The following is a 13492-nucleotide window of genomic DNA, read 5'->3' on the forward strand; positions in this document are numbered from 1 at the left end:
CTATCCGCAAATTAGACAAGGGGCAGCCTCGCTTTTGCGAAACCACCCCTTTAGTATTTAATAGGTAACATTTTTCGTAAATTGTAAAGTCTCAACCCAATCATCTGGGGAATATTATCTTGAAACGTAAATGTTTCATCACCGCGGTAAAATTCCACTGTGTGCTTTCTAACTTAAGCAACGCAAACCCAACCTTCTTTTGCGTCCTTGCAGCCCTATAGCATGCGCCAGTGTGAATAAGTATCTACAAAAACAAAAAGCAGAATTCCAGATTACGTAAATATGCCACCTAAAATAGCACGATTCATATTATATCATAGAGTTTTCAAAAAGTAAACAGTTCATTTTAAGTTACAAAGGTATAACAGTTGAACATTCAATTTGATACCCATGTTGAGAAGACCATTTTAGTAATGAATCCCAATAGTTCTCGCAGATCGCAATAATATGTTGTGGGTTTGAGAGATTCCCAGACATCACCAATTCGCATAGAACGTCAAACCCTTCAGGCTTATCTGTTAACGACAATGCTTCAGGTAATACTTGTGCAGAAGTTGTGAAAACTTGTTTATTGTGTAATCCCAAAATCATTGCACCAGCAGTAGCAATTTTCATCGCCAAAATCGGTAAAAATGTATGAGGACCATTCATTTCAATATTTCTCAATTTACCGATATACTCGTACATTTCTTCTATTAACGTTCGACAGATAGCTTCTTTAAATATTGAACTAGCTACTGAGTTGGCTTTTGTTTTTAGTTCATGAAAAAAATCTTCCGGGTCATACACAGGTAGAATGTCGAAAAATTGCCCATGTGTCAATGGCCAATCTTCTTCAACTGTAATTGCCTCTTCCATAATATCTTCTGCACTTTCAAAGTTCACTTCTGCCTTCCAATCACCAGCTGTCCATTCATAGTTAAAACTCTCATCTAAAGAGTTTAAAATACATTTAATTTCTATATCTGAAAATAGTCCATCACTTTTTCGAGCTAACGAACCGTAAATTCCTATAGCTTGAACCTGTGAACCATATCTTTCTAAAACTTGGTTAGCAATTGAATAAGCAATTTCCATTCTTTCTTCTCTCGTTACTTTTTTCGGACCAATCATATTTGTCTCTCCTTGTTAATTATTTAAATGAGATTATAATTGGCCGCGGAGGACCACGAGCTTAACGAGGAATTTTGTCTGCCGTCATGTGCAAAATCTCCTTTCCTAAATTAACATTCTGCTTCTTTTTTCCAACAAATCAGAAATTTTTTCTATATCCATTTCAAACATAACCGAGTCATGTAATAGAGGTGCAAAATAATAGGTAACTTTTTCTTCCCCATAGTAAAAAATAAATTATCTTCACTTATACTGTCATAAGCCGTATTAGCATCATAAGCTCTATGTATGCGAGAACCAGTAATTGGCTCTGTCATGCTGTATCCTGAACCGCTAATCAGAACAACGTTTTCATCTTGATCCCATCCACACGCAATTACACCAGATGCAGGGATTACTGTTTCATGACCCCACGGACTAGAGGGTTTCGTAAGTTCCATTGACTGTGCCTTTTTTAATAAATCAAGTTCAAATAATGTTCTTATTTCTTTTTCAGATCGCCACATCTTTCTTTTACTTATTAAATTATTCTACTATATTAGTAAACGCACTAATGCAGCTGTGATTTTTAGAGGTGTCTAATACGGCAAACCTAATCTCTGTGAACAATTGTCCAAAGCCTTCATCCTCTAAAAGCTCACGCCACCATGTAGCAATTTTTTGTGGATCATTTCGAAAGACACCACAGCCATATGCTCCTAAAATTAAATGCTTGTCTCCTTTATATGCGAATAGCGCTAATGCTAATCGCATTCGATCTTTCATTACACGTTCTGCTTCCTGACTATCTTCTCCCTTCGCCAAAGCCTGTCCGTAGTTCACAGCAGGTAAAGTTAGCACCGAGGCTGTCACGGGCTGTTTCATCAGAGCAAAGCGCTCATCACGGAAAAAGACTACATCCGGAGAGTAGATTGCATAATTCGTATACATCATCGATCGATTCGAACGATTTGCCTTATAATAGCCCTCGTTACAAAGCTGCGTTTTATATAACCCACTGGAAGCTGCCAAACTTTCCTCCTGAGCCATAGCCCCCTTTAAAAATCCACCACCAGGATTTTTTGCACTCGCAAAGTTTAACACCCCAATTTTCTCTTTTCCTGTTGCAGCAAAGTCAATAATTGCTTTTACCGTTGCTTCATTTCCCAAGGAATATACAGATTGTTGTTGCAGTTTAGGAAGATTAAGATATTCTTTGACAATGTCTTTCCCCTGTTTCGGGTCAATCAACTCACTATTCTTCTCCGAAAATTTTTGTGCTTCCGCAAAATCTATTTGCTCATTGCCATATTTATAATAGCCTTGCTCCTGAATTCGCAATGTCTCCTGGGCAATTTCTTTTCGATTCATTATTAGTGCTCCTTTTTATAGAAATTTCGTTTGTCTTGGAATCAATTCTATTCTTCTCTTTAAAAAGGAATAGATATCACTCTAATTAACTATCCAATACTGTTTTATATTACCATATTTTGATTTTTAGATAAAAAAATAGAGGCCCGTTCACAATGAACAAACCTCTTGAAAACACAATATTTACTTCATTCAACATCCAGAACACCATAATGAAACTTCGCAGTTGTTCTTGTTAATTGTCTAAATTGATATTTGGTAAACCATTCTGAACGAAAATGAGCCTTTAACACTACCCGTTTTTTTGCCACTCGTTTTGCCTCACTTACCCATTCATCCGTTAATGTCACATGTTCCCCAGCGAAGCGTAATGCTTCAAAATTATTAGCTTCTTCAATAATCTCTTCAAACATCGGATCCATATATACGACATCAAAAGTATTGTCCGGTAAAGTTTTCAAATAGTTAACTGCTTCAGCCTGCACCACTTCAATTTGGCGCATACATGCAGTTAATGGCAACTCAGTAGTATCGTAAGATTGCATTCCATGCTCAACAATAAAGGCCACATTAGGATTCGCTTCTAGCCCAACGACTCTCCCCGCATCGCCAACTGTATAAGCCGCTAGCATAGCATCCGCAGCAAGCCCCAATGTACAATCAAGCACTGAATCTCCTTTTTCAAGCTGTGCCGCTTCTAAAAACGGCTCCGCTTCTCCACGAGCTACACGCTTTAAGCGAAACGCTGCAGAATTTGGATGGAAGAAAAATGGCTCATTGGCTCCAAAAGCATAATACTCAAAACGATTTTTCCCAGCAACGATCACATGTGCATGCAATTCCTGAGAGATCTTCCGAACAGAACGCTTTTTTCTTGGCTCAAACGAAGCACCTAAATGTTCACACGCAAAAGCAGCGAGCCCCAACGATAAATCGTCTGGTCTGCCCGCTGTTGTAATAATGGTTTTTACTTCTCGCATGTTTGCTCTAAAACACCTGTTAAATGTGAAACAATTTGCTCCACAGGGAATCCTTCAATTTGTTCACGTGGAATAAAGTATGCCAATTGCCCATCCTTTAAAATTGCCATTGATGGTGAACTTGGTGGCACATCCTCAAAAAAGCTACGCATTGCAGCAGTCGCTTCAGGATCCTGGCCTGCAAAAACAGTCACAAGATTATCAGGCTTTACCGCCTCCACTGCCTCACGAGCAGCCGGACGAGCCAACCCAGCCGCACAACCACAAACCGAGTTAATTACAACCAACGAAGTCCCCTTCGTCTCCGCCATAAACTCATTCACCGCATCAGCCGTCGTAAGCTCCGTAAATCCAGCCCCCACTAACTCCTCACGCATCGGTTTCACTACCTGTTTCATATATTCATCGTAAGCGTTCATGCTTTTACCCTCTTTCATATGTATTCGCAATGGTTATTATAGCAAGGTTTTTCGTCATTGTATAATGATTCGATTTCACCGTTATTCACTTACTTTCGGAATTTTGGTTGCTTTTTTGTTGCTTTGGTTGCTTTTTATTTTTAGATAAACGTTTGTATTTTAACCGAGAACCAAGGGAATAAAACTGACGGATCTTCTTGGAGAATAAGATAACTAATCAAAGTTGTCTGTTTTTTTGTATGTACTTTTCCCTCTGAATTCCCTAAAATGGTAATGTAGAGGAGGAATATAAATAATGAAAAAATTAGTCTACATAGGAGTTTTGTCTGCACTTTTACTTACTGCTTGTGGCGAGGAAAAAGCTGAAGTAACAGATAAGCCTCAGGAAGCATTAGATAAAGCTAAAGAAAAAGATGCGGAGAACGAAGCTAAACAAAAAGCTAAGGAAGAAGAAAAAAAGGCTAAAGAAGAAGAGAAAAAAGCCAAGCAAGATGCTAAAGAAGCAGAAAAAGAGGCTAAAGCTAAATCGAAAGAACAAGATAAAATAGCTAAACAAAAAGATTATTTTATTAAAAACACTCAACCAGCCATCGACGAGTGGACCAAATCGTACGATCAATTATGGAATAAATATTGGAAACCAACATTCGAAGCAATAGGAAATGGTAGTACTGATGTATACACAGCTTACGATAATATGAAAGCTTTGAAAGAAGGATATGGAGAGTTAACTCTTAAAAATTCATTACCAGTTGATGAATTAAGTAAGCAGCAGAAAAAAGATGTTAAAGATGCTATGGATCAGTTTAAATATGCAGCTGCTTCAAGACAAATGGCTGCTGAAAAGGCTATGAAAATGTTCGATGAAGGCAACTTTTCTCCTTCTCAGATGGATAAGATAAAATCTGATATTACAGCTTCTGATAGTCAATTATTGCAAGGAATTGTCGGGATTACAACAATTAAACAAGAATTAGGCTTAATTGAAGACGTAAAGAAATAAGTCCACTCAAATGAGTGGCTTTTTTCTTCACATAAAAAATAGGCACTTTTCTAATCAGTCCCTTTCATTTGTTTATATGGCTTAAAAGTAATTTCTCAACCTTCGTTTTCAATGTTTGATTGGCATATCGTAATACTAGGTCATCTCTAGGTGTTGTAACGGTCTAGTCACTAAAATTGTCGTCAATCTTCTCCCACTTAACGATTTTTATTTTTTCTTTAGCTAATACCCTTTTGATGTTGTTATAGTCGTTAATTGCCTTTTAGTAGTTTTTTCAATAATTGGTAGATAAATCTTACTCAATTTAAGATTTCCTAACACTGAGAAATCTCGCTGTAATGATTGTATTGCCAAATCCAATTTTAGTGCCTAATTTTGAAGTAGCCGTTTGGTCTACAAAGGGACTAGCTGCAAGTGTCTGTTTACTATGCTTGTCACACACCCCAAAAATGGATTTTAATCCGCACTAACAATTTAGCAGTTACTAATTTAATAGGTATTAATTACAGTTTTCTATTTGTCTATGTACTTCTTCCTCCAAATTTCCTAGAATGGTAATATAAAGGGAGGATTTTTAATGAAGAATAAATTAATTTTTAGTGCAGCATTAGTATTAAGCTTAGGATTAACTGGATGTGGAAGCGATTCATCAAAGGACGATAAGCCAAAAGAGAATGGTGCTAAAACTGAAGAACATCAAAAAGTTCTAGCTAAAACAACAGATGATGTAATTAAACATTTTAAAGATGATGGTTTAGAACTAGGAGAAGCTTCAGACTTACCAAAAGATGAATTTGGAAATATCCGAAAAGAAGGTAAAAGAATTTTTATCCCTTCTCTCGGTGATAATTCAGGTGGTCGAATATTTTTATTCGATAATGAAGAAAATCTAAAAAAAGCAAAGAGTTATTATGATGAATTAGGAAATTCAAGTCCTATGTTTTATTCTCACACTCATCAAAGTGGAAAATTTTTATTACAAATGAATGGTGATATGGAAGATAATGAATTTGCTAAGTATGCATCTTCACTAGAAAAAGCTGTAACAGGTTCGACTGACATTAAAATAGAAGAAAGCAAATCCAATAAAGTAGATAATTTAACAGAAGCGAATGTTGGTGATGTAGTGAAAGATGATTTTGCAGGTACATATACAATCACGGATTTATATGAAGCACCAACTGAAAAATACAAAAGTGCTGATGTTGAATTTTCAATTGATGGCATGAAAACAGCTAAACTTGTTGCGCGTGATCCAAAAATGATTGAAACAGAAGCTGAAACAAATGTACTTATCCTATCGATAACGGGAGAAAATTTATCTGATGACACTTTAAGTTTTCATCCAAATTCAGCGAAAATGACTACTGATACAAAACGTCAAATCAATTCTATTGTTGAAATTTCTCATTTTGAGTCCGAATTTATTGGCAAAGTAATACAAAAAGGTGAAGTTATATTTGATTTAGGAAAAGAAGGTTTAGAAGGTGTCAAAGAATTAAAATTTGTTTTTGATAGTGCTTCAAAAGATAACAGATTTATTGGCGAAAAAGTAACAGTAGTTGTGCCAGTAAATAAAAAATAGTCACTCAATCGTATTTCACCCCAAAAGTTAGACAAAAAATCTATCTTTTGGGGTGACATACAGTTAGATGTGACTCATAATATTATTTTCTATGTAATTTAATCCTTTCGATTCAACCTTGGCGTTATACAAGGAAACCGATATTAATTTATTCTCTAGACATTCACGATAAATGCTCGCACCAGAAATGAACCCTTTTTCTTGGATCATTTCAACTATTTCTCCGAATGTTTGTTTTTCTATTTCAAAATCATAAAATTTAGGCTCTTCCTGATTAATTAATCCTTCTAGAATATCTAATATTAATTTTTCCTTATCCAAACAATGCTACCTCCAATCTATTTAATAATATAGATTAAAAGGTAACATTTGTCACATAATGACTCCATAATAAATAGCCTTACCGTGCTAGCCGTCAAAATGCTGAATAGAGCTGTAAAACGTATTGCTTCAAGAACACAAAAATAGAAAAGCCTTTTAACACTGAAAAACATACCGTTTTTATTGCTAATATCCGAGTACAATTCTTGCTCATGATATTGAACAAGAGTTAGTCTTCTTCTATTCTCCACTACTATCTTCTCTCTAATATAATGATTGTTTCAAATTCACGGTGATTGTATTTCCATATCAAATTGACCCGAAACTGCTGCTGTATCATGCCCTTGTCTATTCTTTAATTCACTATTTTTTGCTTCTATCGAGTACGTGCAAGCCCCTTAACTCTCCCCTGTTTTGGAATGCTTCTCCTTTTTCATACTTATATAAGAACTATGAATTTTGTTTTTTATGAAAGAGGCACAAGGTTATTTATGCTGTAATGTATATATAAATTATGTTTATTCCTCTAAAAGTAGGGAAAAGACAAAATATAGAGTCAGATTCTATATTTTTGGGAGGGATTTATAATGGCAAAACGAAGAACAGGTGTTGTAATTGCAGGGTTAGCTTTAACAGCATTTTATTTAAGTAACAAAGAAAACCGTGATAAAGCATTAAGTATGCTCAATAGCGCAAAAGCTAAATTAGGGTCCTATTTAAATACTGCGGAGATGGACAAAAACATATCAGAGCGGATAACTGCTCAAGCAGCGACACGAGCTGGAACATCTCCAACAAAAATAGCTTCAAACGAAATGGTTGCTGAAGGTGGAGGACATACAGGTATCCATTTTTTCAATGAAGAAATTCAGGGTAAAGAACAATAATAACAAAAAGCTTTCTCCGTTCGCGTAGGTATACTTTGCTCATTTTTCAACTGTTCAATTGATATCGGATAATACTTATTCTTATCAACTGTTATGCCACTAGGCTTAGAATCATAAATAGACCGCAAAGCTTTCTTAGAGAAACGCTTTGCGGCTTTTTTATCTCTTTAAGGTTTCTGCACTAGAACCTCTTTTGCTAGACCCCCTTCTTTCCCGATCTCCCCCTCTTTTTCTAATACATCTCCTTTTGTATCGTTTTCAAAAGTATCATACATTTTCTCTTTAATGAATAGTGCAGGAATTAACCCCATGATTGCATAAGAAATACCTAACACAGCTAGTCCAAATCCAATTGATTGTGAAGTAGCGATAATTCCAATAAGGATAGGAGCTATCGCTGCACCTATTCTTCCCGTATTATAAGCTGCACCTACAGCGGTTCCTCTAATATGAGTCGGGAAGCTTTCACTTAAATAAGTAGCATTTACACCATACGGCGCTCCGTATACGAAACCTAGAATAGTCATTAAAATAATGATGTTTCCTGGTGATTGATAAAAATATATGACTGGTAGCATGACTGCTGTAGATAATCCTGCAATGACGAAAACCCCACGACGACCAATTACATTGGCAACCCAACCAGCAAGTGCTTTACCAAGAATCGATGCTGTATATGTTCCAATTAAATATCCTGTCATTTCTTTGAAATTAAAGCCTAATTCTTTCACTATATACGTCGGTAACCAAGTACCTATCCCGTAATAACCGAATTGCAATAGAGAAGAAGTTAATATCCATAATAGAAAGATTGTAAAAACTTTCTTATCTCTAAACAACGCAAGCCATTCATTTGATTTCTTAACTTTCGATGTCTTAGCTTGTTTTTTAGCCAATCTCCAGCCAGTAGGTTCGGGTACTTTTACTCGAATATAGATCGCCACAACAACCGGGAAGATTGAAATTAAGAATAATGGTCTCCAACCATATTCAGGTAGAATCGCGCCCGCTAATAAAACCGCGACTAAATATCCTAATGAATAGGAAGAACCTAATACGCCCATAATCGTTGCTCTATTTTTAACTTTTACATATTCAGCCATTAACATTGTGGCCAATGAATATTCAGCCCCCATACCAATTGCTGATATGAAACGAACAATAATAAATTGTTCATATGTCTGTACAAAAGCTAAGAGAGCGGTTCCAACTGAGAATAAGATCATCATATAGGTCATCATTTTAACACGGCCAAAGCGGTCGGATAACCAACCTCCTAGGATTCCACCAAGTGCCATCCCTAATAGAGAGAATGTACTGATCCAACCAGCAGCCTTGGTATCTAAGACGAATTCGTCAATTAGGCTCGGCATAGCCAATGACAGCATTTGGATATCCATACCATCAACTGTTAAACCTATAAAACTAGCTACAAATACAATTTTCCATAGATTTGAGTTCTTTTCCATAACATATCTCCTCCGCATTCCTAGATTGTTTTGAAATAATAATCTATAAGCAAAATGAAGATACTGCATAGAATGTTTTGGCAAAGAAGATATAATAGTATTGTTTTCTAGTTTAGATTTCAAGTAGAGGTAATATACATAGAGGTGGAAGATTCTTATGAAGATTAAACATCTCCTACTTGTTTAACCGCGAATGATAATTTTAATTTATTTGGAAATGAACGACACCAAAACAATTTATACGGTATTTATTACCTCCATTTAAATAATTATACATTTTATCGAATTATTTTCAAATAATTCTGAAAGTTTAGCAAACAGATATAATCACTTTAATCCAATAGAGAAATGGCTACTGGAAAATGTACACTTATATCACGAACGTTTACGCCAGTTAGCTTAAGAACTGTTACATAATAAAAGCCTTCCACACTCATCTGTGAAAGGCATAATGTTTATTTCTACTCAGTTATAATCCCTCGTACAACATCCCAATACACACCGTAAAAAACTAAACTTTCAAAATTGAATCGCTCTACGATATTCCAAATCTGTTCACCTAATCCATCAATGCATTCCATAGTAAATCTAACGTAGCAATTATCGTTAATTTGTTCTACTTCAACATTATCTACACCTTTAATAAAAGATAAGTAATGTGCAAATTCATAGGCTTCTTTTAGATTGGTTGTAAAAACTGAGTCATTTCTTATTACACTCAATTAAAATACACCGCCTTTCATCTACCTTCTTCGATAACGGTAGAATGCATAAAAATAAATATTTTTGGAGAACTAATTTCAGTTTATAGTTTTCATCAATTTGAAAACCTTACTTTGAATAGTATTTTATTTGGCGATTCCTTTGTTCTAATGATTAAAAAATCATATGATAATAAATTGTCAAACGACATGAATAAAATTTGCAAAAGATATGAGAAATTATAAAGAATGATAATATGATTAAATCATTTACATTAATTGAGTTTGAAAATTGCTTTAAAAGAAACATAATTATGTATTTAACACAAACAATTTTGTAAATATAAAGCAATAATGGATTGTTTTCTCATGAACATAATAGTAATATTTACTCGAGGTCATTAAACCTAATGTTTTACATCAATTAACAATAATAAAGGAAAATCTACTTTAATTACTATTGTTATTATGTATTTCATTATAAAACAATAAAAATAATTCTAGGAGGAACATTTTTGAAAAAATTAGCTACTTCAATTATCGCAGGTGCATTATTAATTGGTGGAACAATGAGTATCCCAACACCAATAGAGGCAGCAGCGAAAACATACAAAAATTGCACAGAGTTAAATAAGGACTACAAAGGTGGCGTTGCTAAGGATGCCAAAGTGAAAAACAAAGGCGGAAAAACAAAATACGCACCTTTTGTATCAGCTGAACTATATAAAGCAAATGCTTCGAAAGATCGTGACAAAGATGGTATTGCTTGCGAGAGATAAAGTTTAAATTCTGTTAAGGTGAATAATATGAGTTTATTTTAAGGAATAACTACCTCGGCTGAAGCTGATGTGGACCTTCATTACATCGATGCATTCTAAATTCACTGCCCTACTCGATGATTAATCCTCAAAACGTTAATCAATATCTTATTGTATCAACGTTTACAAAGGTTTTTTGGTTCAAGTTGGTTCAAATCGGCTTGAACCTCATAAAGAACTTAACAGATTTTTTCCTAAGGTGGTAATAAATACATTGATATTATCTCAGTGTAACTTCTAGTGGGAAAGGAGTTTATAGGTGAAAAAAGAGAGTGATCGTTTATATTTCATCGATAATTTAAAAATAGCTTTAATTATGCTTGTAGTAGCTCACCATGCTGGACAAGCTTATGGACCAGGTGGTTGGTGGTATTTTTTGGATGATGAATCTATCAATTGGTTGGGCAGATTTTTCTCTGTAAATGCAGCATTTTTTATGAGTTTGTTTTTCTTTTTATCAGCCTATTTTCTCCCCCAATCAATCTCAAGAAAAGGGCCGAAACGGTTTTTAAAAGAACGGCTTATTAGAATTGGTATTCCATTACTACTGGGATTTCTCGTGATGATTCCTATTCTGATGTATTTATATTACATTAATTTCAGAGATTATGAACCCATCCCATTTTTTTCTTACTATGTTAATATATTTTTTGGACTTGGTAATGAACCCGCGAATTGGACTGGGCCATCATGGCCTGATATGCAATTTGGCCATTTATGGTTTTTAGAGCATTTACTTGTGTATGCGATTGTGTTTTCGGTCTGGACCTTCTTTACATCTAAGAAATTCACACAAAAGTCTGATAGAAACATTAAGGTTTATCAGATTCTCTCCCTGTGGTTGGTCGTTAGTTTAGTGACTTTTATTACAAGGATATGGTTTCCTATTGATCATTGGACAGCTTTTTTAGGATTTATTCAAACTGAATTTGCACATGTACCACAGTATGTGACTTTCTTTTGTTTAGGCATTATGGCTTATCATCGCAAATGGTTTTTAACTATGAGTGCGAGAGCAGGATACATCTGGCTTGTTATTGGAATATTAATAGTGACCATTTTGTATTTTGGAGGAAATACGATAGATCCTTTTCTTTTAAAGGGTGGACAAAACTTCGGTTCGTTGGCTCGATCATTAATTGAGACGTTACTGTGTATTTCACTTGTAATCGGTCTTCTAATTATATTTAGAGAGAAAGTTAACGGCGCTAATCGTTGGTCAAAGATGTTAGCAAACAATGTATTTGTTGTTTATTTCATCCATGTCCCAGTAGTTGTCTTCCTTCAATATACATTGAATGACCTACCAATATCAGTCTGGACTAAATTTCTTATAACGGTATTTTTAGGAATCATTCTAAGCTTTTTGCTAAGTCATTTTGTATGGAGAAAGATTCCATACCTCAAAAAAATGATGTAAAAGGAAATAATTTTTAGATAAGTGAAAAAGCCAGCATTAATGCTGGCTTTTGTCTTAATAGGATAATGATGTGTCATAAAAATAATGGTTCTTGTTCAACGGGTGCTTTACTTTAATAAGCTCCATTATTAAAAGTCTTTAAATGTACACATAGCAGTGGAATATATTAGCAAAATGTATTCAACTAACATTGGTTCAAATCGGTTCAAGTAATGTCAATTTCAATCCTTTGCCATACATTTTTATCCATATAACAATTCCCAAAACGTTGATATAAATGGATTATGATGTATTCAATACACTTAGAATATATCTGTATATTTCTCAAAACATTAATAGGATTCTCTTCATTATTATGAGATTGTAGGTTAAAAGCTGTTTTCTTTATTCCGCAATCTAGTAGTTAGCTGAATACATTGGTTATATAATTTCCGTTGAAAAATAAAATTAAGTCCCCAATTCCAAAAAATACAAAATAATAACTTGCAATTGTCGCCTTTTTGTTAAATAGTTCCTTGAGTGCTTGAATAAACAACTCGTCAAACTTAAACCAGCTTAATATTCAACTAGTTAAAAGAAAACTTATAATCATCATTTCTTTATTCTGCCCCCTGTTATATGAACCTTTTAGTAAATACATCTTTTTCTTTTATAGATTTCTTAAATCTTTTGCACAACAACAGCTTTTGAAAACGGAAATGTATAAAAAAATTGCTTTACTTCAACGCGATTGGAAACTGAATTCAATATTTGAATGTATTCAGAAGTTTTACTGAAATCAGAAATGACTATTCGACCATTTGGTCTTAAAACTCGCCACATTTCAAGAATCGCCTTCCTTCTTCCTTCTACACTTTTAATGTTATGAACTACGAAGTTTGAGACAACAATATCGAAACTTTCGTCCGAAAATGGAAGTTCCCGAGCGTCAGCATCCATGATGTCGATTTCTTTCACACTTTCAGCAACCATATTAGCTTGTAGTTTAGCTTTTCCATTCCCCCCCAAATCCCATTTTGACCAAATATCAGTGGCTGTCACCTTACAACCCCTTTGAGATGCAGAAATAGCTAAAAGTCCACGACCTGTTCCCACATCAAGAAGTTCATCACCTGATTTAACTTGTGCAAGGCTCAAAATCACCTCTCTGTGTGCGATTTTGATTGTTGTTGAGTATGTAAACATCCATAGGCCCGTCACAAGACAAATCAAACCATAGCCCAATACAAATCCATTGACTGAACCAATTACACCCGATAACGTAAATACCAGCCCGATAATAATTAAAAAGGCAACCCAAAATGGAGCGTCAACCCCATATCGCATAGTAATTTTCATTTATTTTGACCTCCTTCCCTACCTTGCATTTCGAAAAGCACTACATTGTGTTTTCAATAAAATGACGTTTGTTGCATACTATTTTTCT

14 protein-coding genes and 1 pseudogene are annotated in these 13492 nt (G+C 34.7%); 5 read left to right on the plus strand and 10 right to left on the minus strand.

The genetic code is table 11. The features are described from left to right. Positions 1-351: 351 nt before the first annotated feature. The 5 genes from ACIQ7T_RS22275 to ACIQ7T_RS22295 all read right to left on the minus strand — a co-directional run bounded on the left by ACIQ7T_RS22275 (position 352) and on the right by ACIQ7T_RS22295 (position 3862). Entirely contained in the window at positions 352-1113 is a 762-nt protein-coding gene (locus ACIQ7T_RS22275) for an ANT(4')-I family aminoglycoside nucleotidyltransferase (protein ID WP_402873648.1), read from the minus strand. Between the two features lie 152 nt (positions 1114-1265). Further along, positions 1266-1619: a hypothetical protein gene (locus ACIQ7T_RS22280; protein ID WP_402873651.1), complete on the minus strand. Its 354-nt coding sequence runs from the start codon at positions 1617-1619 to the stop codon at positions 1266-1268. A 19-nt stretch (positions 1620-1638) separates the two neighbouring features. Further along, positions 1639-2463: a TIGR02452 family protein gene (locus ACIQ7T_RS22285; RefSeq protein WP_402873654.1), complete on the minus strand. Its 825-nt coding sequence runs from the start codon at positions 2461-2463 to the stop codon at positions 1639-1641. Positions 2464-2651: 188 nt separating this feature from the next. Further along, positions 2652-3443: a class I SAM-dependent methyltransferase gene (locus tag ACIQ7T_RS22290; RefSeq protein ID WP_402873657.1), complete on the minus strand. Its 792-nt coding sequence runs from the start codon at positions 3441-3443 to the stop codon at positions 2652-2654. Further along, positions 3431-3862 (minus strand): BrxA/BrxB family bacilliredoxin, encoded by a 432-nt coding sequence (locus tag ACIQ7T_RS22295; RefSeq protein WP_370079017.1) that lies wholly within the window; start codon positions 3860-3862, stop codon positions 3431-3433. Before ACIQ7T_RS22295 ends, ACIQ7T_RS22290 begins: the two co-directional genes overlap by 13 nt. A 295-nt stretch (positions 3863-4157) precedes the next feature. Between ACIQ7T_RS22295 and ACIQ7T_RS22300 the strand changes: the two genes are divergently transcribed. Further along, positions 4158-4865 carry a hypothetical protein gene (locus ACIQ7T_RS22300; protein WP_370079122.1) on the plus strand — a complete coding sequence of 236 codons (708 nt, stop codon included), beginning with the start codon at positions 4158-4160 and terminating at the stop codon, positions 4863-4865. A gap of 577 nt (positions 4866-5442) precedes the next feature. Continuing rightward, positions 5443-6450, plus strand: a complete 1008-nt coding sequence (locus tag ACIQ7T_RS22305) for a hypothetical protein (protein ID WP_402873661.1) — start codon at positions 5443-5445, stop codon at positions 6448-6450. A 63-nt stretch (positions 6451-6513) separates the two neighbouring features. On the opposite strand, the gene ACIQ7T_RS22310 is transcribed toward ACIQ7T_RS22305, so the two are convergent. Next, positions 6514-6771 carry a YjcQ family protein gene (locus ACIQ7T_RS22310; RefSeq protein WP_370079124.1) on the minus strand — a complete coding sequence of 86 codons (258 nt, stop codon included), beginning with the start codon at positions 6769-6771 and terminating at the stop codon, positions 6514-6516. 587 nt (positions 6772-7358) lie between these two features. Here ACIQ7T_RS22310 and ACIQ7T_RS22315 point away from each other — a divergent pair. Further along, complete coding sequence (locus ACIQ7T_RS22315) at positions 7359-7658, plus strand: hypothetical protein (RefSeq protein ID WP_402873664.1); 300 nt, start codon at positions 7359-7361, stop codon at positions 7656-7658. Positions 7659-7684: 26 nt separating this feature from the next. On the opposite strand, the pseudogene ACIQ7T_RS22320 reads toward ACIQ7T_RS22315, so the two are convergent. The 3 genes and pseudogenes from ACIQ7T_RS22320 to ACIQ7T_RS22330 all read right to left on the minus strand — a co-directional run. Next, a pseudogene (locus ACIQ7T_RS22320) lies at positions 7685-7825 on the minus strand (IS6 family transposase); the annotation flags it as partial. Continuing rightward, a complete protein-coding gene (locus ACIQ7T_RS22325; protein WP_402873667.1) occupies positions 7826-9127 on the minus strand; it encodes an MFS transporter in 1302 nt (433 codons plus the stop codon). It abuts the pseudogene before it with no gap. Between the two features lie 461 nt (positions 9128-9588). Then, the gene (locus ACIQ7T_RS22330; protein ID WP_402873670.1) at positions 9589-9849 is read right to left on the minus strand and encodes a hypothetical protein; all 261 of its coding nucleotides are present in this window, start codon (positions 9847-9849) and stop codon (positions 9589-9591) included. 548 nt (positions 9850-10397) lie between these two features. On the opposite strand from ACIQ7T_RS22330, the gene ACIQ7T_RS22335 reads away from it, so the two are divergent. Both ACIQ7T_RS22335 and ACIQ7T_RS22340 read left to right on the plus strand, forming a co-directional pair. Further along, on the plus strand, positions 10398-10607 hold the full coding sequence (locus tag ACIQ7T_RS22335; protein WP_402873767.1) for an excalibur calcium-binding domain-containing protein: 210 nt from the start codon (positions 10398-10400) through the stop codon (positions 10605-10607). A 298-nt stretch (positions 10608-10905) separates the two neighbouring features. Next, a complete protein-coding gene (locus ACIQ7T_RS22340) occupies positions 10906-12066 on the plus strand; it encodes an acyltransferase family protein (RefSeq protein WP_370079132.1) in 1161 nt (386 codons plus the stop codon). Positions 12067-12726: 660 nt separating this feature from the next. Here ACIQ7T_RS22340 and ACIQ7T_RS22345 read toward each other — a convergent pair. Next, complete coding sequence (locus ACIQ7T_RS22345) at positions 12727-13404, minus strand: class I SAM-dependent methyltransferase (protein WP_402873673.1); 678 nt, start codon at positions 13402-13404, stop codon at positions 12727-12729. Between the last annotated feature and the right edge of the window lie 88 nt (positions 13405-13492).

The organism is Lysinibacillus sp. NPDC096212 (assembly GCF_044763105.1).
Lineage (GTDB): Bacteria > Bacillota > Bacilli > Bacillales_A > Planococcaceae > Lysinibacillus.

Coding starts and splice junctions, on each gene's coding strand:
- ACIQ7T_RS22275 (WP_402873648.1), bottom strand. CDS start 1,113: ATGATTGGTCCGAAAAAAGTAACGAGAGAAGAAAGAATGGAAATTGCT.
- ACIQ7T_RS22280 (WP_402873651.1), bottom strand. CDS start 1,619: ATGTGGCGATCTGAAAAAGAAATAAGAACATTATTTGAACTTGATTTA.
- ACIQ7T_RS22285 (WP_402873654.1), bottom strand. CDS start 2,463: ATGAATCGAAAAGAAATTGCCCAGGAGACATTGCGAATTCAGGAGCAA.
- ACIQ7T_RS22290 (WP_402873657.1), bottom strand. CDS start 3,443: ATGCGAGAAGTAAAAACCATTATTACAACAGCGGGCAGACCAGACGAT.
- ACIQ7T_RS22295 (WP_370079017.1), bottom strand. CDS start 3,862: ATGAACGCTTACGATGAATATATGAAACAGGTAGTGAAACCGATGCGT.
- ACIQ7T_RS22300 (WP_370079122.1), top strand. CDS start 4,158: ATGAAAAAATTAGTCTACATAGGAGTTTTGTCTGCACTTTTACTTACT.
- ACIQ7T_RS22305 (WP_402873661.1), top strand. CDS start 5,443: ATGAAGAATAAATTAATTTTTAGTGCAGCATTAGTATTAAGCTTAGGA.
- ACIQ7T_RS22315 (WP_402873664.1), top strand. CDS start 7,359: ATGGCAAAACGAAGAACAGGTGTTGTAATTGCAGGGTTAGCTTTAACA.
- ACIQ7T_RS22325 (WP_402873667.1), bottom strand. CDS start 9,127: ATGGAAAAGAACTCAAATCTATGGAAAATTGTATTTGTAGCTAGTTTT.
- ACIQ7T_RS22335 (WP_402873767.1), top strand. CDS start 10,398: ATGAGTATCCCAACACCAATAGAGGCAGCAGCGAAAACATACAAAAAT.
- ACIQ7T_RS22345 (WP_402873673.1), bottom strand. CDS start 13,404: ATGAAAATTACTATGCGATATGGGGTTGACGCTCCATTTTGGGTTGCC.